This window comes from Escherichia sp. 20412-1 (assembly GCF_003027595.1).
GTDB lineage: Bacteria > Pseudomonadota > Gammaproteobacteria > Enterobacterales > Enterobacteriaceae > Escherichia > Escherichia marmotae.
In genome coordinates, this window is record NZ_PYQM01000001.1 from 283,858 (window position 1) to 309,971 (window position 26,114).

14 protein-coding genes and 3 pseudogenes are annotated in these 26,114 nt (G+C 46.8%); 13 read left to right on the top strand and 4 right to left on the bottom strand.

Annotation, left to right across the window (positions count from 1 at the left end; all coding sequences use genetic code 11):
• Positions 1 to 146 precede the first annotated feature (146 nt).
• Entirely contained in the window at positions 147 to 1,007 is an 861-nt protein-coding gene (gene ptrR, locus C7B16_RS01585; protein ID WP_107179285.1) for a putrescine utilization regulator PtrR, read from the bottom strand.
• Between the two features lie 100 nt (positions 1,008 to 1,107).
• Between ptrR and sad the strand changes: the two genes are divergently transcribed.
• From sad to C7B16_RS01625, 6 genes are all read left to right on the top strand, one after another.
• Entirely contained in the window at positions 1,108 to 2,496 is a 1,389-nt protein-coding gene (gene sad / locus C7B16_RS01590) for a succinate-semialdehyde dehydrogenase (RefSeq protein ID WP_107179286.1), read from the top strand.
• 63 nt (positions 2,497 to 2,559) lie between these two features.
• The gene (glsB, locus tag C7B16_RS01595; protein ID WP_000257432.1) at positions 2,560 to 3,486 is read left to right on the top strand and encodes a glutaminase B; all 927 of its coding nucleotides are present in this window, start codon (positions 2,560 to 2,562) and stop codon (positions 3,484 to 3,486) included.
• On the top strand, positions 3,486 to 3,845 hold the full coding sequence (locus C7B16_RS01600; RefSeq protein WP_016248688.1) for a DUF4186 domain-containing protein: 360 nt from the start codon (positions 3,486 to 3,488) through the stop codon (positions 3,843 to 3,845). Before glsB ends, C7B16_RS01600 begins: the two co-directional genes overlap by 1 nt.
• 138 nt (positions 3,846 to 3,983) lie before the next feature.
• Positions 3,984 to 5,402 (top strand): diguanylate cyclase, encoded by a 1,419-nt coding sequence (locus C7B16_RS01610; RefSeq protein WP_016262002.1) that lies wholly within the window; start codon positions 3,984 to 3,986, stop codon positions 5,400 to 5,402.
• A 217-nt stretch (positions 5,403 to 5,619) separates the two neighbouring features.
• Positions 5,620 to 7,071, top strand: a complete 1,452-nt coding sequence (uxaB, locus tag C7B16_RS01615) for a tagaturonate reductase (RefSeq protein WP_016248689.1) — start codon at positions 5,620 to 5,622, stop codon at positions 7,069 to 7,071.
• A 325-nt stretch (positions 7,072 to 7,396) separates the two neighbouring features.
• The gene (locus tag C7B16_RS01625) at positions 7,397 to 8,311 is read left to right on the top strand and encodes a bestrophin family protein (protein WP_001516366.1); all 915 of its coding nucleotides are present in this window, start codon (positions 7,397 to 7,399) and stop codon (positions 8,309 to 8,311) included.
• 3 nt (positions 8,312 to 8,314) lie between these two features.
• Here the strand turns inward: C7B16_RS01625 and tam are convergent, their stop codons facing one another.
• Together tam and C7B16_RS01635 are read right to left on the bottom strand one after the other, a co-directional pair.
• Positions 8,315 to 9,073 (bottom strand): trans-aconitate 2-methyltransferase, encoded by a 759-nt coding sequence (gene tam / locus C7B16_RS01630; RefSeq protein WP_107179287.1) that lies wholly within the window; start codon positions 9,071 to 9,073, stop codon positions 8,315 to 8,317.
• 278 nt (positions 9,074 to 9,351) lie between these two features.
• A pseudogene (locus tag C7B16_RS01635) lies at positions 9,352 to 10,584 on the bottom strand (ISNCY family transposase); the annotation flags it as partial.
• 146 nt (positions 10,585 to 10,730) lie between these two features.
• Here C7B16_RS01635 and C7B16_RS01640 point away from each other — a divergent pair.
• Positions 10,731 to 10,820 (top strand): annotated as a pseudogene (locus tag C7B16_RS01640) (AraC family transcriptional regulator); the annotation flags it as partial.
• Between the two features lie 125 nt (positions 10,821 to 10,945).
• Here the strand turns inward: C7B16_RS01640 and C7B16_RS01650 are convergent.
• A pseudogene (locus C7B16_RS01650) lies at positions 10,946 to 14,436 on the bottom strand (invasin domain 3-containing protein).
• A gap of 783 nt (positions 14,437 to 15,219) precedes the next feature.
• On the opposite strand from C7B16_RS01650, the gene C7B16_RS01660 reads away from it, so the two are divergent.
• The 6 genes from C7B16_RS01660 to C7B16_RS01685 form a co-directional block, all read left to right on the top strand.
• The gene (locus C7B16_RS01660; RefSeq protein ID WP_001516373.1) at positions 15,220 to 16,902 is read left to right on the top strand and encodes a sulfatase-like hydrolase/transferase; all 1,683 of its coding nucleotides are present in this window, start codon (positions 15,220 to 15,222) and stop codon (positions 16,900 to 16,902) included.
• Between the two features lie 52 nt (positions 16,903 to 16,954).
• Positions 16,955 to 18,115, top strand: coding sequence for an anaerobic sulfatase maturase (locus C7B16_RS01665; RefSeq protein WP_000558514.1), 1,161 nt, complete (start codon positions 16,955 to 16,957; stop codon positions 18,113 to 18,115).
• 276 nt (positions 18,116 to 18,391) lie between these two features.
• Entirely contained in the window at positions 18,392 to 20,077 is a 1,686-nt protein-coding gene (locus C7B16_RS01670) for an ABC transporter ATP-binding protein/permease (protein WP_010375887.1), read from the top strand.
• A gap of 37 nt (positions 20,078 to 20,114) precedes the next feature.
• Positions 20,115 to 22,493, top strand: coding sequence for a TonB-dependent receptor plug domain-containing protein (locus C7B16_RS01675; protein ID WP_107179289.1), 2,379 nt, complete (start codon positions 20,115 to 20,117; stop codon positions 22,491 to 22,493).
• Between the two features lie 56 nt (positions 22,494 to 22,549).
• On the top strand, positions 22,550 to 25,336 hold the full coding sequence (locus tag C7B16_RS01680) for a M16 family metallopeptidase (protein ID WP_181244183.1): 2,787 nt from the start codon (positions 22,550 to 22,552) through the stop codon (positions 25,334 to 25,336).
• Positions 25,337 to 25,696: 360 nt separating this feature from the next.
• On the top strand, positions 25,697 to 26,114 hold a 418-nt coding region (locus tag C7B16_RS01685; RefSeq protein WP_105269224.1), incomplete at its 3' end, for a pyridoxal-dependent decarboxylase.

The following is a 26,114-nucleotide window of genomic DNA, read 5'->3' on the forward strand; positions in this document are numbered from 1 at the left end:
AAAAGGTAATGAAATGATCTTAAAACGGTTAATGATCTGAATACAATGACTTTGTGACCTGTGTCGCGTTTTGCCGCTTCATGTTGTGCCAACTACTGCGTGAGTGGCAGGTACAACATACAGAGCAGAAAATTTTTTCATCATGCTTAGTCTGGCACATCCAGCAGCTCAATAAATGCCTCAAGCGGACGTGTTTTCGCACCGCGACGCCAGACCAGCCAGGTTGTTAACCAACGCCATTGCTCACCTAACGGCCAGGCTTCAACCTGATGATGCCCTGGCATACTTTCCAGCATAGAGCGAGGGATAAGCGCAATGCCTGCACCCGCGATAACACAAGCCAGCATGCCGTGATATGACTCCATCTCATGAATAGTCCCCGGCGCTGAGCCGTCAGCATGAAACCAGCGCTCAAAATGGCGGCGATACGAGCAATTGGCACGGAAGGCATAAATGTTACAGCCATTAACCTGACTGGCGCGGGTTACTGGCATATGCCCTTGTGGCGTGACGATCATCAACTCCTCGCGATAAACCGGTATCCCGTCGATGGCAGTATGGCTGATTGGCCCATCGATAAATGCCGCATTCAGTTTTCCCTCCAGTACGCCGTCCAGCATGGTGCCGGATGGGCCGGTAGAGAGTGAAAACTGAATTTTAGGGTAGCGACGGTTAAATTCAGCCAGCGTTGCCGGAATACGCACAGCGGCGGTGCTTTCCAGCGACCCGAGAGAAAACAGACCTTGCGGCTCATCGCCAGCTACAACGTTCCGCGCCTCATCCACCAGCGCGAGAATTTGTTGGCTATAGCGTAAAAAATTATGCCCGGCGGGAGAAAGCCGTAACCGCTGATTCTCGCGAATAAACAGTTCAACGCCGAGTTCTGTTTCCAGTTGGCGTATACGGGTCGTGAGATTAGAAGGTACACGATGCACTTTTGCCGCAGCCTGGGTAATGCTGCCTGCCTCAGCAACGGCGTTAAACATCTCCAGTTGGGTTAGATCCATAGTATTCTCAATTCGTGAATAAGTGGCTTAATATTATTCATTTTAAAGTAAGAGTAAATCTGCGTATCTTTTTACCCTGACTCATGAAGGAGATACCCCAATGACCATCACTCCGGCGACCCATGCCATTTCGATAAATCCAGCCAATGGTGAACAACTTTCTTCACTGCCGTGGGCTGGTGCTGACGATATTGAAAACGCTCTTCAGCTTGCGGCGACAGGCTATCGCGACTGGCGCGAGACGAGCATAGATTACCGGGCGAAGAAACTGCGTGATATCGCTAAGGCTCTGCGTACGCGTAGCGAAGAGATGGCGCAAATGATCACCCGTGAAATGGGTAAGCCCATCAAACAGGCGCGTGCCGAAGTGGTGAAATCAGCGAATTTGTGCGACTGGTATGCAGAGCATGGCCCGGCAATGCTGAAAGCTGAACCTACACTGGTTGAGAACCAGCAAGCGGTCATTGAATATCGCCCAATGGGGACAATCCTTGCGGTTATGCCGTGGAACTTCCCGTTATGGCAGGTCATGCGCGGTGCTGTTCCTATCATTCTTGCGGGTAACAGTTACTTACTTAAACATGCGCCGAATGTGTCAGGTTGTGCACAGTTAATTGCCCAGGTATTTCAAGATGCCGGTATCCCACAAGGCGTATATGGTTGGCTGAATGCTGACAACGATGGTGTCAGCCGGATGATTAAAGACCCGCGTATTGCAGCGGTCGCGGTGACCGGCAGTGTCCGTGCGGGAGCGGCTATTGGCGCACAGGCCGGCGCAGCGCTAAAAAAATGCGTACTGGAACTGGGTGGTTCGGATCCGTTTATTGTGCTTAACGATGCCGATCTGGAGCTGGCCGTGAAAGCTGCGGTTATCGGACGTTATCAGAATACCGGGCAGGTATGTGCGGCGGCAAAACGCTTTATCATCGAAGAGGGAATTGCTTCGGCATTTACCGAACGTTTCGTAGCGGCTGCAGCGGCGTTAAAAATGGGCGATCCACGTGACGAAGAGAACGATCTCGGCCCGATGGCACGTTTTGATTTGCGTGATGAGCTACATCATCAGGTGGAAAAAACACTGGCGCAGGGGGCGCGTTTGTTACTGGGCGGAGAAAAGATGGCAGGGGGAGGTAACTACTATCCGCCAACGGTTCTGGCTAATGTCACCCCCGAAATGACGGCGTTTCGTGAAGAGCTTTTTGGCCCCGTTGCCGCAATCACCATAGCAAAAAATGCGGAACATGCGCTGAAACTGGCTAATGACAGCGAGTTCGGTCTTTCTGCGACGATCTTTACCGCTGACGAAACACGAGCCAGACAGATGGCAGCACGTCTGGAATGCGGTGGCGTGTTTATCAATGGTTTTTGCGCCAGCGATGCGCGAGTCGCCTTTGGTGGTGTGAAGAAGAGTGGTTTTGGTCGTGAGCTTTCCCATTTCGGTTTACATGAGTTCTGTAATATCCAGACGGTGTGGAAAGACCGGATCTGACGTCACATATTTAGCTCTGTTATACTCGCAGGTCTTTTCAGACCTGCGAGCAAGGAGCAGAGTGTGGCTGTCGCCATGGATAATGTAATTTTAGAAAACATCTTGCGGCAAGTGCGGCCGCTAATTGGTCAGGGTAAAGTCGCAGATTATATTCCGGCACTGGCAACCGTCGATGGCTCCCGCCTGGGGATTGCCATTTGTACCGTTGATGGGCAGCTTTTTCAGGCCGGAGACGCGCAAGAACGTTTTTCCATTCAATCTATTTCCAAAGTGCTCAGTCTCGTTGTCGCTATGCGTCATTACTCCGAAGAGGAGATCTGGCAACGCGTCGGCAAAGATCCGTCTGGATCGCCGTTCAATTCCCTGGTGCAACTGGAAATGGAGCAGGGCATTCCACGCAATCCGTTTATTAATGCCGGTGCGTTGGTCGTCTGCGATATGCTGCAAGGGCGGTTAAGCGCCCCGCGGCAGCGTATGCTGGAAGTGGTGCGCGGCTTAAGCGGCGTGTCTGATATTGCCTACGATACGGTGGTGGCGCGTTCCGAGTTTGAACATTCTGCGAGAAATGCGGCGATCGCCTGGCTGATGAAGTCGTTTGGTAATTTCCATCATGATGTAACTACTGTTCTGCAAAACTACTTTCATTACTGCGCACTGAAAATGAGTTGTGTTGAGCTGGCGCGGACGTTTGTCTTTCTGGCGAATCAGGGGAAGGCTTTTCATATCGATGAGCCAGTAGTAACGCCGATGCAGGCACGGCAAATTAATGCGCTGATGGCAACGAGCGGAATGTACCAGAACGCGGGTGAATTCGCCTGGCGAGTGGGGCTTCCGGCGAAATCTGGCGTTGGCGGCGGTATTGTTGCGATCGTCCCGCATGAAATGGCTATCGCGGTATGGAGCCCGGAACTGGATGATGCGGGCAACTCTCTTGCCGGTATCGCAGTACTTGAACAATTGACGAAACAATTAGGACGCTCGGTTTATTAATGCAGTCACTTGATCCACTCTTCGCGCGTTTATCCCGTTCAAAATTTCGCTCCCGCTTTCGTTTGGGTGTGAAAGAGCGTCAGTATTGTCTGGAGAAGGGCGCGCCGGTTATAGAACAACATGCGGCGGATTTTGTCGCTAAGCGTCTTGCTCCGGCATTACCGGCGAACGATGGTAAGCAAACCCCCATGCGTGGGCATCCGGTGTTTATCGCTCAGCACGCCACCGCGACCTGTTGCCGTGGTTGTCTGGCTAAGTGGCATGACATTCCGCAGGGTGTTTCGTTAAGTGAGGAACAACAACGTTATATCGTGACGGTTATCTACCACTGGCTGGTTATACAGATGAATCAGCCATAAGAATGGTGGTAAAAGCTAAAAGATCATCTGACTGATATCTTTCCTTGTCGCCGCTGTCAGCGAACATGCTATCCTTTATGAGAATTTACTTATTGCGTTGAGATAATTGCCATCCGCAATTGTATGGACAGATAATTAATGTATGTACACCCCATATCCACTTTCCGTTTGTTCCAGGAAGGTCATCTGCTACGTAATAGCATTGCAATTTTTGCGCTAACGACGCTGTTCTATTTTATTGGTGCAGAGCTACGCCTGGTTCATGAACTCTCTCTTTTCTGGCCGCTCAATGGTGTAATGGCAGGGGTATTTGCCCGCTATGTCTGGCTTAATCGTCTGCATTACTATGCTATCTGTTACGTGGCAATGCTGGCTTATGATGCCATGACCACCGAATGGGGGCTGGTCTCGCTGGTTATTAATTTATCCAATATGATGTTTATTGTGACCGTTGCTCTGTTGGTGGTACGGGATAAGCGTCTGGGGAAAAATAAATATGAACCAGTAAGTGCCTTACGGTTATTTAATTACTGTCTGATTGCCGCTTTATTATGTGCCATCGTCGGCGCGATTGGTTCGGTCAGTATTGATAGTCTTGATTTCTGGCCTTTGCTTGCTGACTGGTTTAGTGAACAATTCTCAACAGGCGTGTTGATTGTTCCTTGTATGCTGACGCTGGCAATTCCGGGAGTATTACCGCGTTTTAAAGCAGAGCAGATGATGCCTGTCATTGCGCTGATCGTGTCGGTCATTGCCTCAGTGGCGATTGGCGGTGCAGGGAGTCTGGCATTTCCGCTGCCGGCATTAATCTGGTGTGCGGTGCGCTATACGCCACAGGCTACGTGTCTGTTGACCTTTATCACCGGAGCGGTAGAAATCGTGCTGGTGGCTAATTCGGTGATTGATATCGCTGTCGGTTCGCCGTTCTCGATTCCGCAAATGTTTTCCGCTCGTCTGGGCATTGCCACGATGGCCATTTGCCCAATTATGGTTTCCTTTAGCGTGGCGGCGATTAATTCACTGATGAAGCAAGTTTCTCTGCGTGCCGATTTTGATTTTCTGACACAGGTGTACTCACGATCCGGTCTTTATGAGGCGCTGAAAAGTCCATCGCTGCAACAGACACAACATCTGACCGTCATGCTGCTTGATATCGACTATTTCAAAAGCATTAACGACAACTATGGTCATGAATGTGGCGATAAAGTCTTAAGCGTATTTGCTCAGCATATTCAGAAAATTGTGGGCGATAAAGGGCTGGTGGCGCGGATGGGGGGAGAAGAGTTTGCCGTTGCTGTACCTTCAGTGAATCCCGTCGATGGTCTATTGATAGCGGAGAAAATCCGCAAAGCTGTCGAACTTCAACCTTTTACCTGGCAACAAAAGACGCTCTATCTTACGGTCAGCATCGGTGTCGGTAGTGGATGTGCTTCATACAGCACACTAACTGATGACTTCAATAAATTGATGGTTGAAGCTGATACGTGTCTCTATCGCTCGAAAAAAGATGGGCGTAACCGCACCAGCACCATGCGTTATGGTGAGGAAGTTGTCTGACAGCTTTATTGTTTTTCCGCTGTTTCAGAATAATGTGTTCTACCACTCTGGCGGTTGAATAAATACCGTCAGAACCATGATCTGCGCCACATTTTTCTCTTAAACCTGCTAATTAATCACCACGAGTTGATCAAAACAGGGGTTCAGCGTATTAAAGTTTGCTAATCTGTTATACCAATTCAAGCAGGTTGTATGACTAATCAAAAGGGAACCCATTGTGAAAACACTAAATCGTCGCGATTTTCCCGGTGCACAGTATCCAGAACGTATCATTCAGTTTGGTGAAGGTAACTTTCTGCGCGCCTTTGTTGACTGGCAAATTGATCTCCTGAATGAGCACACCGATCTGAATTCTGGTGTGGTCGTTGTTCGTCCGATTGAAACTTCATTCCCGCCGTCACTTAGCACTCAGGATGGTTTGTACACCACCATTATTCGTGGCCTGAATGAGAAGGGCGAAGCAGTCAGCGATGCGCGTTTGATTCGTTCTGTAAACCGTGAAATTAGCGTCTACGGTGACTACGATGAATTCCTGAAGCTGGCGCACAATCCGGAAATGCGTTTCGTCTTCTCTAACACCACCGAAGCGGGCATCAGCTATCATGCAGGCGACAAATTTGATGATGCGCCAGCGGTAAGCTATCCGGCAAAACTGACGCGTTTGCTGTTCGAACGTTTTAGCCATTTCAACGGTGCGCTGGATAAAGGTTGGATCATCATTCCGTGTGAACTGATTGATTATAATGGTGATGCGCTGCGTGAACTGGTGCTGCGTTATGCGCAAGAGTGGCAGCTACCGGAAGCGTTTGTTCAATGGCTGGATAAAGCTAACAGCTTCTGTTCTACGCTGGTGGACCGTATCGTTACCGGTTATCCGCGTGATGAAGTAGCGAAACTGGAAGAAGAACTCGGTTATCACGATGGTTTCCTCGACACCGCTGAACACTTTTACCTGTTTGTGATTCAGGGACCGAAATCCTTAGCGTCTGAATTGCGTCTGGATAAATATCCGCTCAACGTACTGATTGTTGACGATATTAAACCGTATAAAGAGCGCAAAGTAGCAATCCTTAATGGTGCTCACACCGCGCTGGTGCCGGTGGCGTTTCAGGCTGGGTTGGATACTGTAGGCGAAGCGATGAACGATGCAGAAATCTGTGCATTCGTTGAAAAAGCCATTTATGAAGAGATTATTCCGGTACTGGATCTGCCGCGAGATGAGCTGGAATCTTTCGCCAGTGCAGTCACCGGGCGTTTCCGTAACCCGTACATTAAGCATCAGTTGCTGTCCATTGCGCTCAACGGTATGACCAAGTTCCGTACCCGCATCCTGCCGCAGTTGCTGGCAGGGCAGAAGGCGAATGGTAAACTCCCGGCTCGTCTCACTTTCGCGTTAGCGGCACTGATTGCATTCTATCGCGGTGAGCGTAACGGTGAAACCTATCCGGTGCAGGATGATGCTCACTGGCTGGAGTGTTATCAGCAATTGTGGAGTCAGCATCGTGATCGTGTCATCGACACCCAGGCGCTGGTTGCTATTGTGTTGGCAGAAAAAGACCACTGGGAGCAGGATCTGACGCAAGTGCCTGGTCTGGTAGAGCAGGTGGCCAATGACCTGGATGCGATTCTGGAAAAAGGGATGCGCGAAGCTGTACGTCCGTTGTGCTAATAATTGCATTATTTTGTAAGCCGGATAAGACATTTATGCTGCATCCAGCCGCACTTTTCCAACTAACTGAAATCACATAGCTAGTTGGAGGCGCTGATAAGCGCAGCGCATCAGGCAATTAACGGCGCAATCTCTGAACCCGGTTTCGGCCGGGTTTGTTATTATGCATTATTAGTTACAACATCCTATATACCCTTATCATAACCAGGTGCCACATGTCGCATCTGTGATTGTTGTAGTCTTGTAGGTAATTTGTAAATTGACACTTGAGAACGTGATCGCAATCACGTTTAATAGGGCGACTTTTCCATGTTTGAAGATAATCATGATTGTTCGCCCACAACAACACTGGTTGCGCCGTATTTTTGTCTGGCACGGTTCAGTATTATCCAAAATATCCTCGCGCTTGCTACTCAACTTTCTTTTTTCTATCGCGGTTATTTTCATGCTGCCCTGGTATACGCATCTGGGCATCAAATTTACCCTCGCGCCGTTCAGCATTCTCGGTGTTGCTATCGCCATTTTTCTGGGGTTTCGTAATAACGCGGGGTACGCTCGTTATGTTGAAGCGCGCAAACTGTGGGGACAGTTGATGATTGCCTCACGGTCATTATTGCGTGAAGTAAAAACGACGTTGCCCGATTCAGCAAGCGTAAAGGAGTTTGTCCGGCTACAAATTGCCTTTGCTCACTGTTTACGCATGACATTACGCAAACTGCCACAGGCAAAAGTGCTGGCACATTACCTCAATGAAGAAGATCTTCAGCGGGTGCAGGCTACAAACTCCCCAGCTAATCATATTTTGCTGATGATGGGGAAGTGGTTAGCTGTTCAGCGCCGGAATGGGCAACTTTCTGACATTCTATTTATTAGTCTGAACGATCGGCTCAATGATATTTCTGCGGTGCTGGCAGGATGTGAGCGCATCGCATATACACCAATTCCTTTTGCTTACACACTCATTTTGCATCGTACCGTTTACCTGTTTTGCATCATGCTACCGTTCGCGCTGGTCGTGGATCTGCATTACATGACGCCTTTTATCTCAGTACTGATTTCCTACACCTTCATTTCGCTTGATTGTCTGGCGGAAGAGTTAGAAGACCCGTTCGGTACAGAAAACAATGATTTACCGCTGGATGCCATCTGCAACGCTATTGAAATTGACCTGTTGCAGATGAACGATGAAACGGAGATCCCGCCGAAGATTCTTCCCGACCGCCATTACCAGTTGACGTAACAATTACTCTGTTCGCCGGGCAACAATGAACAAGCGCGGAAATGCCAGCAGTATTTGACCATCCTCCTGCAGTGGATACTGCTCTTCCAGCATCTGATGGTAGCGCGTAAGAAAATGCTGCTGTTCACTCTCAGTCAGATCCTGCAACCACGGGCGTAATCCGGTGGCGGTCACCCAGTCAATAATCGCTTGGTGAGATGGCATCTGGTGATAGTAGGTGGTTCGCCAGATATCAACCTCACATGCGGTTTCACTCAGAATATCGTAGTAAGCATGAACGCCTGCCAGTGGTTCGCGTCCACGATCCGGATAATGCTGCTCCCAGGCGACTTCGCGCATTAATACATGTGTCGGCTCCAGCCAGTTGTCCGGCATTTGTACCGCCAGTACGCCATGCGGATTGAGTAACGACACAAGATGTGGAAACAGTTCGTAATGATCAGGCAACCATTGCAACGAGGCGTTGGCGAAAATCAGATCGAATGCGTGATCCGGTTGCCAATTGCGGATATCTGCTTCAACAAACTGACATTCTGGCAACACTGCACGCGCTTCAGCAATCATCGCCGGAGACGAATCAATGCCAGTAATTTTTACCGTTGGCCAACGTTGATGTAGCAGGGCGGTGCTGTTGCCTGGGCCGCAGCCGAGATCGGCTATTTGCCGGACGTTTTCCAGAGGAACTCTGGCAAGCATTTCTACCGCTGGTCGCGACCGTTCGGCGGTGAAGTGCAAATATAAAGAGGGGTTCCAGTCAGCCATTTTTTTACTCCCGTCAGCGCGTTAACCCAAGTGTAGATAAAATTGATGAATTCGCCTCACGTCATCAATCCACCGAACACGCGCATTAAATCAAGGATACCTAAAAGTGATTGACTACGTGCTGGTCAAGATTCATCAGACATATTTATTAATCAATAAAATATTAGAGCCGAGCGGGGTAGGGAAGAGTAAATTTCGCATAAAATCAATTTAAAACAAATAAAGCCTCCCTCTTGTTGTTTTTATTCATTTCATATAAATATATTAACATGCAATATTTTTTTCTGGACCTGGCGGGCAACATCCAGTACATGGCCCAGTCTTTTGTTATCAACAATCGCGACAGGATCGACTTCAGACAATCGGTCGTAGGTGGAGTAGGGCAGTAGCACGCCATTCAGTCTCAGTTCCTTATGTCCGTCAGGATAGTGCCAGACATCAATATACTTGCCGATGGCGCTTCTACTGTATTCGCTGTCCTCAATCAGATAGAGCATTTTGTCATACTGTACGGTCAGTTTTTTTGACACCCGCCGTGGCTCTCGCCAGGTAAATTCCGCATCCAGGTCATCGTCTAATGCCAGCGGCCGGTGCGCGTTAAAATCATGCAGGGGGGCTTTGGCAAAGCGCCGGTTATAATCTGCCATGTATTCTTCAGCAAATGCATTCGCAGCTTCTATCGTACTGATCCCTTTAAGCCTGAGCTCCTTAACCAGTCGGTCCTGAAGTGTCAGATGAGCACGTTCCACGCGCCCCTTGGCCTGGCTGGTTTCCGCGCACAAAGGGGTGATGTTAAGGCAGCGCATGGCCCGGGCAAACTGCGTTTCACCGGGACCGGTGGTGGCATGTTTATTATTGACCCGGAAGACACTCGCTTTATCGCTGTAAAGGATCATGGGTTTACCGTATTTCTCGATATAGCCACGGGTCGCTTCAAAATAGGTAAAGGTGGACTCAGATTTCACAAACAGCAGGTGCATCAGACGACTGGTGGCATCGTCGACATAGACCAGTGCCGTACAGGGCCGACCCCGGTTTTCAAACCAGTGATGGTCACAGCCGTCAATCTGTATCAGCTCGCCAGTACAGGGCCGCCGGTAACGGGGCTGATGAATTTTCGGTGCGCGTTGTCTTCGGGGGATCCAGAGTCCGGCTTTTATCATAAGGCGTCTGATGGTTTCCTTGCCCAGGACCAGACCGTGAACTTCCTCCAGTTTTTCCCGGGCCAGCGTGGGTCCAAAATCGCGGTAGCGTTCCCGGATAATACTCAGTGCCAGGTCAGTCAGTGATTTGGGCAACAGACGGTTGCCAGTGCGACCGCGACTCTGATTGTTCATACCAAGCGGCCCGGACTGGCGATAACGCTTCAGCAGACGGCTGCAATGGCGTGGCGTGATTCCGAGTATCTCGGCCGCCTGGCCAGGACGCAGGTTACGTTCAATGACATCCTGAAGGATTTTGAGGCGGTTGATTTCTTTCACGGTGAACATCCCGGCGTCATGTATAGCCACAGAAAACTCCTCATCAGGAAAAAGCGAGTCGTTGTCTAGACATACAGGTCTGAAAACTATAGCCTGGACATTCCTAAAATTAGCCACAAATAGACATTAGCATTGAGCCCTTACAACCTTGGTTCGCATAATGTATATTATGTTAAATCAAACGTTTTTACTGCAATGAAACTTTTGTAGAAAAGAATAACAACTATGTTGTTTGCGAAATTTTTATCCCCGTTCGCCCGGCTTAGCCTGCATCTATATCTCATTGAGGATTACCCTACCCTGCTACTGTCTGATCAGTATCAGGGTAGGTGTTCAGTAAATAATGGCGTTGTGTGTGTCAACGCCATTATTGTTTATTACATCATCGCTTTTATTTCTCCACAGCGTTAATTGTCACCGTCACTGGTTTCATTTCATACCCTCCATATGTCAGAGAATTGAATGTGAATGTGTATTTACCTGGCTTGCTGGTACTAAATGTGCGCGTGATTTTCCCTCTTGAGAAATGATCGGTCTTCGACGGCAGGAATTGATAATCCGTCTCTGCCACGCCTTCCGGAGCCTGAATGTCGACCCACATAGTTCCTCCTACGGGATTGACTCCCTCCATTAGGGTAACCGTCAGTGTTGCGGTAGTCTTGCCGTCCGCCACCAGAGATTCCACATCAGATGATGCGACAAGCTCCGCGTTTTTATCATCCACGACGAATTTAGATTCGGCAGTTTTTGTCGATACCTGACCGTTGGCCTGATTCACTTTCGCCGTGAGTGTATATGTCGCTGCAATAGTGGTAGAGCCGGTGAAAACAGCCAGTCCCTGTTCATCGGTCTTCACTATGCCATTCGGATCCAGAACTAAATTTTCTGAGTTGGCAGTCAGCGTCACGTCGCTATCTTTCAACAGGTTGTTATTGGCATCAGTCACCTTAACTTTATACGTCTGTTTGGCTTTGCCGTTCGCCAGTGCATAGTTGCCAATCACCTCAATACCGGAGACGGTTGCGGTATCCTTATCGGCCACAAACGTTATAGTCTGCGCTTCCGAAGGCTGGTCATTTCCTGCCGACGCCGTGATCGCATACGTTCCGGCAGTCACGGAAACCACTTTCAGTTCCGCTTTACCCTCCTCGTTGGCGTTTACCATGATATTACCGTCTGCAAGCGGTTTGACGCCCCGAGGCAGATTAAAGACGACCAGAGCTCCAGGAGCAAGGTTGCCGTATTGATCCTTAACCGTTGCCGTCAGCGTAAAGGCATCATTGCCGTTTGCCACTTTTGGAGCAGAGGCATCAACCTGCAGGCTCGCCTGACCGGTACTGAAATCCGCGGTGAATTTCACCGTGACCGTCTTCTGGGCACCATTCACCGAAGCGGTAATATTGTGTTCCCCGGCAACCGTTGACATCAGCTCAATATCGGCTTTACCTGCCGTATTGGTTGTTACCGTATTCCCTGTCTTGCTGGTCACACCCTGCGGTAAAGTCAGCGTTACATTTTGCCCCTGTAACGGGTTGCCATAGTTATCCACGACAGTCAGGGTTACCTGGTTAGCAGACTGTCCATTAGCCAGTTGGTTATTAACCTTCACTGCCATATCACTGATCACTGCCTGGGAAGCGTCGCCTGCAACATTCAGCACCAGTGGCTGAGCAACGGCATTTTGGCCATTCACTCGTGGCATCACAGACAACTTACCAGCGGCAGATCCCAGAGTTAAGGTCGCCACGTAGACCCCATTACTTTTCTCTGTCCAGTTTCCTGCTGAAGGACGCTCTGTCCCCGTGTTGGCGGCACCGCTAAACAGTGGTGCATCGAGCTTCAGGTCACTAACAGGGTTCCCATACGCATCCTTCGCGGTGAAGGTGAGTTCTGTCGTCGCCTTGACCGTTGGGGTCTCATTACCTGCAACAAGCGTGTTGTTGGCTACTGACATATCCCCCGCAACAACGGTCAACTGCGCAGCGTCGGTGGCTGCTGGCTGGCCGTTGAATAGCGGCATGATGTGAAGATCACCCGTCTTTCCGCCGGTAGTCAGCGTAGCAACATAGGAACCGTCGCTTTTCTCAGTCCAACTGGAAACGGTCGCTCCTTCAGACGCGGCACCCGTCAGACTTGCTGACAGGGAAAGACCGCTGATAGCGTTACCATGCGCATCTTTTGCCACAAGCGTCACTGTCGTGCTTTCCCCTGCTTTAATGCGATCCGCTGCAACGGATACTTTCGACTGGCCTGAAGATAAAGCATCAGCTACCACAGTCACTTTAGCCGCATTAGCTGCTGCATCCTGACCGTTGATCTTCGGCATAACAATTAATTCACCCGCCGTAGTACCCAGAGAAATTTGCGCGATCCACGTCCCGTCGCCATTATCCGTCCAGCCTGAGACTGAAGAACCCGCAGCGGCTGCACCCGTTAATGACGGTGTATCTGGAGTAAGGCCGGTCACTGGGTTGTCATAGGCATCTTTTGCCGCCCAGGTTACCGCAAGCGTGCCGCCAACCACCGGTTTATCCGGGTTCAGAGTGATGGTTGAGCGCGCTGCATCAAGCGGTCCGGCAACAAACTTCAGCGTTTGTTGTAACGTGCCCAACTGATACTGCTCGCTAAAGGCACGCACAACAATGTTTCCGGCACGGGTCGAAGAAACCGTGGCGCTGTAGACCCCCGGCTTTATCTCCGAAATGGTGCCAATGGTAACACCGCTGTTGTCCTGTGGAACAAAGCGCAAACGGCTGGCTTCTCCCTCCACCGGGTTGCCATCGGTATCCACCGCAGTAAGCGTCAACGTGTAAGATTTCTGACCATCGGCAATCACATCACCTGACGTCTCATTCACACTCAGAGTCGATTTTGTCACATCCATCATAGTGGCACGCAGTTCAGCCGTGACGGTTTTGCTCATGCCATCAACGCTCACAGTAATGGTTGCTTCACCTGATTGCGTACCGGTGGTGAAGACAGACTTGTACACCCCGGCTTCTGTTTCGGTGATCTCACCCAGTGTTGGCTGTGCCTGTGATTTAGCGGACTTAAGGGCCCGCGTTACGATGTTTCCGGCAGGTTTAAACGTCAGTTCAGTTTTGATCTGATCTTTCATGCCCGTGATTGGCTGTCCCTCGGCGTCTCGCAGAGACAGAACCAGCGGCTTTTGCGCACTCCCGTTAGCAAGCATTTGGATACGGCTCTGGCCATCAAGCGTTAACGTAGTACGATCGGCGCTCATACCCGCTCCGGTAATGACCACCGCTGTCTGCACGCGTTTCGAGGCATTGCCTTTGTTATCGTATGCGACCGCAGAGATCGCGTAATAATTGTCTTTGCCTGCACGATAAGCCGGGAGCGTCACTTGCCACTGGTTACCCTGACCGGTAATTTTACCGCCTGCGGCCAGCAAAGACGGCGCTTCCCATTGCACATTTTTCAGGCCGTGAGTTGCTTTGCTGACCACGAGGCCAAGAGACACCGTCTGCCCGCCCTTACCTTCAATACGGTCTGGCAAGGCAATACGGATCACCTCAGCTTTGCGATACTCAAGAACGATATTGTTATTACGTTCAACCAGATCATAGCGGCTGCCTGCCAGTACCCGACGCTCGCGAATGCTATCCGTATCGAGTTTTTACCGGCATTCGCGGCAAACGACGCGATGTTTTTGTCTGCATTATTGTCAGTAGCAACCGCAGTATTTTCCGTACTTAGACGTGGCAGAGCCGCATTATGCGCTCGCGCCGTCATTGTCGGTGTAAAGGTAACAGCCAGTGGGAAAAGAACCTGAATAGAGATGTTTGCCCACGCCACGCAGTGGGCCAGGGCTGAATAACGAAAACGTGGTTGTTTATAAGCCTTTTTTAAACGTGACATTGAGATAATTTCCTGATGAACGAATTAACGAACATAAGCAAACGCAAATAAAACGTTTGCTTGTCAGAAAAACCGGGTATTTCCCGGTTTCCTTTTCCGCAGAAAAGGAAATACCTTTATGAAAGAAAGCGCATCGTCACCCTGAATATTCAGTGGTTGCGACTACTCGCCGGATGACAGGGCCGGGATTATATTTTTGTTTGTGAGTGCAAATTTAGCTTTTTGTGCAAGCCGTAAAATAGATTCTTACGTTCTATTTTTTGCTAAAAAATCAAAGCAACTTCATTATTTAAACAGCGTGAGATGAAATATTTTTTGTGGTAGAGCTAATTTGGCTTTTATTGATAGAAATATATTTCACAGTGATAAGGAGATAAAATAGCAAGAACATTTAAATTATAAAATAAAAGCATGCATTAGAACGCTTAATTAATAAAGTATCTATAAGCGCCCCTCTTTTTATCTTCCCGACGCATCAGTTTATATTGTGATGAACATCACAACTTTATGCACCGGAGTGGAAAGTTGCAATAAAAAATATGAAGCAATAATGTTTGTATTGCGATCAACACCAAAAAATATCTAATCTTTTCAAGATGATAGTTATTTGGTGATCAGAATTTACTTAGTTAACATCTTTCATTTGTCAACCAATTATGGCCTTTAGTTTGCTTATTTTTAGTCAAATCTACTGTCCCTTAATGTGACTTACTTCACTTACATTCACTTATTTTTCTTCGTAAAATTACTTTGGAATTAAGTACAATAAAAAGAGGAAATTTTATGACGTCTGCACTAAAAAAAAGTGTTGTGAGCACATCCATATCCTTAATACTGGCATCAGGTATGGCCGGATTCGCGGCTCATGCAGCAGAAGATGTAAAACTGAAAGCAACAAAAACTAACGTGGCTTTTTCGGATTTTACGCCGACTGAATACAGTACCGAAGGAAAGCCGAATATTATCGTACTGACCATGGATGATCTTGGGTATGGACAACTACCGTTTGATAAAGGGTCTTTTGATCCAAAAACAATGGAAAACAGGGAAGTTGTCAATACCTACAAAATAGGTATTGATAAAGCCATCGAAGCGGCTCAAAAATCAACGCCAACTCTTCTTTCTTTAATGGATGAAGGTGTACGTTTTACTAATGGTTATGTCGCTCACGGTGTTTCTGGTCCATCCCGTGCTGCAATTATGACGGGCCGAGCGCCTGCCCGTTTTGGTGTTTACTCCAATACCGATGCTCAGGATGGTATTCCCCTGACCGAAACTTTCCTGCCCGAATTATTCCAGAATCATGGCTATTACACCGCGGCTGTGGGTAAATGGCATCTGTCTAAAATCAGTAATGTCCCGGTTCCGGAAGATAAACAAACCCGTGACTATCATGACAACTTCACCACATTCTCCGCGGAAGAATGGCAACCACAAAACCGCGGCTTCGATTACTTTATGGGGTTCCATGCAGCGGGAACAGCCTATTACAACTCACCTTCGCTGTTCAAAAATCGTGAACGCGTACCTGCAAAGGGTTATATCAGCGATCAGTTAACGGACGAAGCAATTGGTGTTGTTGACCGGGCTAAAGCACTCGACCAACCATTTATGCTTTATCTGGCTTATAACGCGCCGCATCTGCCGAATGACAATCCAGCACCGGAGCAATATCAGAAGCAATTCAATACCGGTAGCCAAACTGCAGATAATTACTACGCATCGGTTTACTCCGTCGATCAAGGTGTAAAACGGATTCTCGAACAGTTGAAGAAAAATGGTCAGTACGACAACACCATTATTCTCTTTACGTCTGATAATGGTGCGGTCATCGATGGCCCACTACCGCTAAATGGTGCGCAAAAAGGCTATAAGAGTCAGACTTATCCTGGCGGAACGCATACGCCGATGTTCATGTGGTGGAAAGGAAAACTTCAGCCAGGAAATTATGACAAGTTAATTTCTGCTATGGATTTCTACCCTACTGCTCTGGATGCTGCCGATATCAACATTCCAAAAGATCTTAAACTGGACGGCGTTTCATTACTCCCGTGGTTGCAAGATAAGAAGCAAGGCGAACCCCATAAAAACCTGACCTGGGTAACGTCCTACTCTCACTGGTTTGATGAGGAAAATATTCCATTCTGGGATAATTACCATAAATTTGTCCGCCATGAGTCAGATGATTATCCTCACAATCCGAATACCGAGGACTTAAGCCAGTTCTCTTATACGGTGAGAAATAATGATTACTCTCTTGTCTATACCGTGGAAAATAACCAGTTAGGTTTGTACAAACTCACCGATCTACAACAAAAAGAGAATCTCGCTGCTGCTAAACCACAAGTTGTTAAAGAGATGCAAGGTGTGGTAAGCGAGTTTATCAACAGCAGCCAACCGCCGCTTAGTCAGGTGAATCAGGAGAAGTTTAACAATATTAAGAAAGCACTTAGCGATGCCAAATAACTAACCCCTTATGCGGCGGAGATTTTCCGCCGCCTTATTGAGTGAGATAGCAATGCACGTGACAGCCAAGCCCTCCAGTTTTCAATGTAATCTCAAATGTGATTACTGTTTTTATCTTGAAAAAGAGTCGCAATTTAGTCATGAAAAATGGATGGATGACAGCACTCTGAAAGAGTTCATTAAACAATACATTGCTGCCTCAGGTGATCAGGTCTATTTTACTTGGCAAGGCGGCGAACCTACTCTCGCGGGTCTTGATTTTTTTCGTAAGGTTATTCACTACCAACAACGCTATGCTGGGGGAAAAGGTATTCATAATGCGTTACAAACCAATGGTATTTTATTGAATAATGAATGGTGCGCCTTTCTCAAAGAGCATAAGTTTCTGGTCGGTATTTCAATTGATGGCCCGCAAGAATTACATGATCGTTACAGACGCAGTAATTCTGGTAATGGGACATTTGAAAAAGTCATGACGGCAATTGATCGTCTGAAGAAGTATAAGGTTGAGTTTAATACGCTAACTGTCATTAACAATATTAACGTCCAACATCCTCTTGAGGTTTATAACTTTTTAAAATCTATCGGTAGTAAGCATATGCAGTTTATAGAACTACTGGAGACGGGGACACCGAATGTAGATTTTACGGGCAATGGTGAGAATACGTTCAGTATCATCGATTTTTCTGTTCCACCCACCGCCTATGGCAAGTTTATGTCAGCTATTTTTATGCAGTGGGTTAAAAATGATGTTGGTGAAATATTCATCCGCCAGTTTGAAAGTTTTGTCAGCCGTTTTCTGGGAAATGGGCATACTAGCTGTATTTTCCAGGAGTCATGTAAAGACAATCTGGTAGTGGAAAGTAATGGTGATATTTATGAATGCGATCATTTTGTCTACCCGCAATATAAAATTGGCAACATCAATAACGCTGCACTAAAAACGATGAAAAGCGTGCAGTTGACTGCACAAAAAAAGTTGATATCAAAAAAATGCCAGCAATGTGTTTACAAGCCAATTTGTAATGGTGGTTGTCCTAAACATCGCATCACAAAAGTGAATAATGAGGTAGTATCGTACTTCTGTGAAGGTTATAAAATCCTATTTACAACTATGGTGCCATATATGAATGCAATGGTTGAACTCGCTAAAAATAAAGTCCCCCTTTATCACATTATGGATGTCGCAAAACGAATGGAGAGTAATAAATAATACTCCTGCATTCACTCCGGTCATATCATCCTTCTTACGACTTCAGCAGAACACCCGGCACAGACTCAGGCCGGGGGTTTCAGCCATCATTATCTGTTGTTCTGGAGGAGCGTCTTCAGACATGCTTTTGCAATACTCTTGATAATCAAGGGCATGAAAGTAACCAGCACAACAATAATTATCAATATATATCATATAGTTACAGACACTTAAGTAAATTTCATCAGTAAATCATTGCTATAGCCAATCATTGGGTGGCACAATCAAATTTCGTTAATGATAATTGTTCCCATTACCATTTGTATGCTAATTGCAAAGTACCTCTGCTTGCTGAAGCCTTTTTGGCTACGTAAGAATAATAAAACTTCAGTATTATTAATCATTATTATCCTCGCCATGATCCTTGGCGTGGTTAAAATTCAGGTCTGGTTGAATGACTGGAACAATGATTTTTTCAATGCGCTAAGCCAGAAAGAAACCGATAAACTTTGGCAGCTTGTCCTGTGGTTTCCTGCTCTGCTGGGGATCTTCGTATTAATATCCGTTAACAAAACATGGTTAATTAAACTACTGACTATTCGCTGGCGCGAATGGTTAACAGATTACTACCTCAATCGTTGGTTTACAGATAAAAACTACTACTTCACACAGATCTACGGCGAGGATAAGAATACCGATAATCCTGACCAACGTATCGCTGAAGATATCCTTCTATTGATCAGCAAAACACTTAGCCTTTCATTCGGATTCATTCAGTCACTGAGTATGCTGATTACCTTCACCGTTATTCTGTGGCAAAGCGCGGGGACACTCTCATTCACGGTTGGTGGAACGGAGTGGAATATCCAGGGTTATATGGTTTATACCGTCGTGCTCATTGTTATTGGTGGCACGTTGTTTACCCATAAAGTGGGTAAACGTATCCGCCCGCTTAATGTGGAGAAGCAACGTAGCGAAGCGACTTTTCGAACTAACCTTGTGCAGCATAATAAGCAAGCGGAGTTAATTGCATTAAGCAATGCTGAAACGCTGCAACGTCAGGAGTTGAGCGACAACTTTCATACAATAAAAGACAACTGGCACCGTTTAATGAATCGTCAGCGTTGGCTTGACTATTGGCAGAATGTTTATTCACGCTCGCTTAGTGTTCTCCCCTACTTTCTATTGCTACCGCAGTTTATCAGCGGGCAGATCAATTTAGGTGGGCTGATGAAATCACGTCAGGCATTTATGTTGGTATCCAACAATCTGAGTTGGTTTATTTATAAATACGATGAACTTGCAGAGCTGGCAGCGGTTATCGATCGGTTGTATGAATTTCATCAACTTACTGAACAGCGCCCGACAAATAAACCCAAAAATTGCGATCATGCCGTTCTAGTTGCTGATGCCAGTATCCGTACCCCCGATAATAAAGTCATATTAGAAAACCTGAACTTTCATGTTTCTCCAGGTAAATGGCTACTGCTGAAAGGATACTCTGGTGCGGGAAAAACAACGCTGCTTAAAACATTATCCCACTGCTGGCCGTGGTTTAAAGGTGATATTTCTTCTCCTGCAGACAGTTGGTATGTGTCACAAACGCCGTTAATCAAAACCGGCTTACTGAAAGAGAACATTTGTAAAGCACTTCCGCACCCTATAGACGATGAGCCGTTGAGCGAGGTGTTGCATCAGGTTGGGCTGGGTAAATTGGCTACGCGCATTAATAACCACGATCGTTGGGGAGATATTCTTTCCAGCGGCGAAAAACAACGTATTGCGCTGGCTCGGTTAATTTTACGACGTCCGAAATGGATATTTCTCGACGAAACAACGTCACATCTGGAGGAGCAAGAGGCTATCCGTTTACTGCGTTTAGTGCGCGAAAAATTACCTGAAAGCGGTGTGATTATGGTGACCCATCAGCCTGGTGTTTGGGATCTGGCGGATGATATTTGTGACATTAGCGCGGTTTTATAAAAACGATAAATGCCCTGCTATACGGAGATAAAAATAAATGAAGCGAGTTCTTATTTCTGGCGTCATTTTATGTGGCGCTGGCGCTGATATGGCGCAGGCCGTCGACGACAAAGACAAGTATATGCCTGTTTTTGAAGAGATGACAGTCTATGCCCCTGTCCCTGTGCCCGTAAACGGTAACACGCATTACACCAGTGAAAGCATCGAGCGTTTACCGACAGGTAATGGCAATATCAGCGATTTATTAAAAACAAACCCAGCGGTGCGTATGGATTCAACGCAAAGCACCTCGTTGAATCAGGGGGAGATCCGCCCGGAGAAAATATCCATTCACGGTGCATCGCCCTACCAGAATGCCTATTTGATTGATGGTATTAGCGCCACCAATAACCTGAACCCGGCGAATGAATCGGATGCCAGCAGTGCAACCAATATTAGCGGGATGTCACAGGGTTATTATCTTGATGTCAGCTTACTGGACAATGTCACGCTTTATGACAGTTTTGTTCCGGTTGAATTTGGTCACTTTAATGGTGGGGTGATAGATGCAAAGATCAAACGCTTTAATGCTGATGATGACAGCGTAAAGCTGAGTTATCGCACAACGCGTTCGGACTGGTTAACGTCTCATATCGATGAGAATAACAAGAATGCATTTAACCAGGGGTCTTCAGGAAGTACTTATTATTCTCCCGACTTTAAAAAGAACTTTTACACCTTGTCATTTAATCAGGAACTCACTGATAACTTTGGCGTGACTGCTGGTTTCTCCCGCCGCCAGTCTGACATTATCCGCGCAGATTATGTTTCGAATGACGGTATTGTTGCAGGTCGGGCGCAGTATAAAAACGTTATCGATACAGCATTAAGTAAATTTACCTGGTTTGCCAGTGAGCGTTTTACCCACGATTTAACCTTTAAATATACCGGTTCTCGCCGGGATTATAATACCAGCACCTTCCCCGAGTCTGACCGCGAAATGGGCAACAAATCTTATGGCCTGGCATGGGATATGGACACACAACTCGTATGGGCCAAACTGCATACCACTGTCGGCTGGGATCATATCAGTGACTATACCCGTCACGACCATGGCATTTGGTACACCGAACTCTCATGCACATATGGTGATATTACAGGACGTTGCACCCGCGGCGGGCTGGGGCATATTTCGCAGGCTGTTGATAATTACACCTTCAAAACACGACTTGACTGGCAAAAAGTTGAAGTGGGCAATTTCTCGCATCAGCCTTACTTCGGTGCGGAATACATCTATTCCGATGCATGGACGGAACGCCATAATCAGTCTGAATCTTATGTAATTAATGCCGCAGGAAAGAAAACTAACCATACCATTTACCATAAAGGTAAAGGTAGCCTTGGAATTGACAACTACACGCTGTACATCGCGGACCGTATTAGCTGGCGCAATGTGTCGCTGATGCCTGGCGTGCGTTATGACTATGACAACTACCTGTCAAACCACAATATCTCTCCCCGCTTTATGACGGAATGGGATATTTTCGCTGATCAAACCTCAATAATTACCGCCGGATATAACCGCTATTATGGCGGAAATATTCTCGATATGGGGTTACGAGACATCCGTAATAGTTGGACAGAATCAATTTCAGGAAATAAAACGCTCACCCGTTATCAGGATTTGAAAACACCCTATAATGACGAACTGGCAATAGGTTTGCAGCAAAAGATCGGTAATAACGTTATTGCGCGGGCAAACTATGTTTACCGTGAGGCGCATGATCAAATCAGTAAAAGTAGTCGTACCGACAGCACAACGAAAACAACGATTACTGAGTATAACAATGACGGTAAAACTAAAACCCATTCGTTCAACGTGAGTTTTGAACTGACAGAACCTCTGCATGTCAGCCTGGTGGCTATTAATCCGCAAATTGTCTTCAGCTATATCAAGAGCAAAGGCAATTTGTCATTGAATAATGGTTATGAAGAGAGCAATACCGATGATAACAAGGTAGTTTACAACGGTAAACTTGTCTCTTATGACAGCGTCCCGGTGGCGGATTTTAATAACCCGTTAAAGATTTCCTTAAATATGGATTTCACTCATCAACCAAGCGGACTGGTGTGGGCGAATACACTGGCCTGGCAAGAAGCACGCAAAGCTCGCATCATTCTGAGTAAGACGAACGCGCAATACATCAGCGAATATTCAGATTACAAGCAGTACGTTGACGAGAAACTGGATAACAGCCTGACCTGGGATACCCGTTTATCCTGGACACCCCAATTTCTTAAGCAGCAAAACCTGACGATTAGCGCCGACATTCTGAATGTGCTGGATAGCAAAACCGCTGTTGATACAACAACCGCCGGTGTGGCGACTTACGCCAGCGGTCGTACTTTCTGGCTTGATGTCAGCATGAAATTTTAAAACTTCGGATTTTACTTTACCGGGTAAATTCACCTGGTTTTCGCATGGAGATGATTATGAGAAACCTCTGTTTCTTACTGACTTTAGTGGCAACACTGTTGTTGCTTCCTGGACGACTTATTGCCGCGGCATTACCACAGGATGACAAGTTAATTACCGGGCAACTGGAAAATGGCTTGCGATATATGATCTATCCACATTCACACCCTAAGGATCAAGTGAATTTGTGGCTGCAAATTCATACCGGTTCATTGCAGGAAGAGGACAACGAGCGCGGCGTGGCGCATTTTGTTGAGCATATGATGTTTAACGGTACAAAAAGCTGGCCTGGTAATAAAGTCATCGAAACTTTTGAATCGATGGGGCTGCGTTTTGGCCGCGATGTTAATGCCTATACCAGCTATGACGAAACGGTGTATCAGGTAAGTTTGCCAACAACGCAGAAACAAAATTTGCAAAAAGTGATGGCAATCTTCAGTGAATGGAGCAATGCCGCCACCTTTGAAAAACACGAAGTAGACGCTGAACGTGGCGTAATTACCGAGGAATGGCGCGCGCATCAGGATGTTAAATGGCGCACATCTCAGGCGCGTCGCCCTTTCCTGTTGGCAAATACACGCAATTTAGACCGTGAACCGATCGGTTTGATGGATATTGTCGCAACGGTCGCGCCGGAACAACTGCGCCAATTTTATCAACGCTGGTATCAGCCGAATAATATGACCTTTATCGTCGTTGGTGATATCGACAGTAAAGAAGCGCTGGCGTTGATAAAGGAAAATTTAGGTAAACTTCCGGCAAACAAAGCGGCTGAAAATCGCGTATGGCCAACGGAAGCAGAAAACCGCCGGCGCTTTAATATCATTAATGATAAAGAAAATCGGGTGAACGGTATCGCACTCTATTATCGCATGCCAATGGTTCAGGTGACCGATGAACAAAGCTTTGTCGAACAGGCAGAATGGAGCATGTTGGTTCAGTTGTTTAATCAGCGATTGCTGGAACGGATCCAGTCCGGTGAGTTGAAGACTATTTCCGGTGGCACCGCGCGCAGTATTAAAATTGCGCCTGATTATCAGTCGCTGTTTTTCCGTGTAAATGCGCGGGACGATAATATGCAGGATGCTGCGAATGCATTAATGGCAGAACTGGCAACTATCGACCAACATGGTTTTTCCGTTGCAGAGCTTGATGATGTAAAAGCCACCCGTCTGACCTGGCTGAAAAATGCGGCTGAGCAACAGGCTGAACGCGATCTGCGGATGCTGACCAGCCGCCTGGCATCCAGCTCGTTAAATAATACGCCATTCCTTTCACCGGAAGAGACATACCAGCTTTCTAAACGCCTGTGGCCACAAATTACCGTGCAAAGCCTGGCGAAAAAATGGCAGCAATTAAGAAAGAACCAGGACACATTTTGGGAACAAATGGTCAACAATGATACTGCAGCCCAAAATGCATTATCTCCTGCAGCCATTACGGCGCTGGAAAATGAATATGCCAACAAAAAACTGGCGGCTTATGTCTTCCCTGGCAGAAATTTATCTTTAACGGTAAACGCTGATCCGCAAGCAAAAATAACCAGCCAAAAAAGACTGGCTGAAAATCTGACGTCACTGACCCTTTCTAATGGCGCAAACGTCATTCTGGCAAAATCTACGGGCGAAGAAGAAAAGCTGCAAATTATTGCCGTCTCTGATAAAGGCGATTTGAGTTTTCCTGCGGAACAAAAATCACTTATTGCGCTGGCAAATAAAGCCGTTAGCGGTAGCGGAGTTGGCGATCTCTCCTCTTCCAGCCTGAAACGCTGGAGCGCAGAAAACTCAGTGACCATGAGCAGTAAAGTCAGTGGCTTGAATACACTACTGTCTGTTAGCGCACGGGCTAATAATCCTGAACCCGGTTTTCAGTTAATTAACCAGCGGATCACCCGCAGCACAATTAACGACAACATTTGGTCATCGTTACAAAATGCTCAAATTCAAGCGTTGAGAACGCTCGATCAACGCCCGGCAGAGAAATTCGCTCAGCAGATGTACGAAACACGCTATGCCGATGAGCGCACGAAATTACTGCAAGAAAAACAGATTGCACAGTTTTCTGCCGCAGACGCATTGGCTGCCGATCGTCAGTTGTTTTCTTCCCCAGCAGATATCACTTTTGTGATTGTCGGTAATGTGGCAGAAGACAAACTCCTGCCGTTAATTACGCGTTACTTAGGATCAATCAAACGTTCTGATTCAGCATTGGCAGCAGGTAAACCATTAACCCGCGCGACGGATAACGCGGCTGTTACTGTAAAAGAACAAAATGAACCTGTAGCACAAGTTTCACAGTGGACGCGGTATGATCCCCGGACACCTATTAACCTGGCGACACGCATGGCACTGGATGCATTCAACGTCGCATTGGCAAAAGATCTGCGGATAAATATTCGTGAACAGGCATCCGGAGCATACAGCGTTTCTTCTCGTCTCTCTGTTGATCCTAAGGCCAAAGATATCAGCCATTTGCTGGCTTTCACCTGTCAACCTGAACGTCATAGCGAACTGTTAACATTGGCGAATGAGGTAATGACTAAACGTCTGACTAAAGGGATCAGTCAGCAAGAGCTGGACGAATATCAGCAAAATATTCAACGCAGCCTCGATATTCAGCAAAATAGCGTTCAGCAATTAGCGAACACTATTGTGAATAGTATTATTCAATATGATGATCCTGCTGTGTGGATGACGCAGGAGAAAGTGTTAAAGAATATGACTGTGGAAAATGTTAATGCTACAGTTAAAGAATATCTGAGTAAACCCGCGAATACCTACACTGGAGTATTGCTGCCAAAATAATAACTTACCCCCGCCAACTTTGTTGGCGGGGTATTCTGTATAATTAATGTGTTTGTTTGACAACCTTTGAAAGTTTTTCAAAAAATTAACCGCGAACTAATAATGATATTTTAAAGGCCAATTTTTATGTGATAATTTCGGAGGGTAAGAGAACGGACTAAAATAACAATAAAAAGAGTGATATTATCATTGATTATCTTCCTATCTTATTGTTTTTACTTGTCAAAATAAAAAATCCATTTTCAAACAACAAAATAAAATTAGGATTTTGTTATTTGAAACCGAGGCCTTTACGCTTGCTTACTTTATCAATAAATCCTACTTTTTTTAATGCGTTCCAATCATTTTAAGGAGTTTGAAATGGATAAGAAGCAAGTAACGGATTTAAGGTCTGAACTACTCGATTCACGTTTTGGCGCAAAGGCAATTTCCACTATCGCGGAATCGAAACGTTTTCCGCTGCATGAAATGCGCGATGATATCGCCTTCCAGATTATCAATGATGAATTATACCTGGATGGCAATGCCCGACAAAACCTCGCCACATTTTGTCAGACCTGGGACGATGAAAATGTTCATAAGCTGATGGATCTGTCGATCAATAAAAACTGGATCGATAAAGAAGAATATCCGCAGTCCGCAGCAATTGATCTGCGTTGCGTAAACATGGTTGCTGATCTGTGGCACGCGCCTGCGCCGAAAAACGGTCAGGCCGTTGGCACCAACACCATTGGTTCTTCCGAGGCCTGTATGCTCGGCGGGATGGCGATGAAATGGC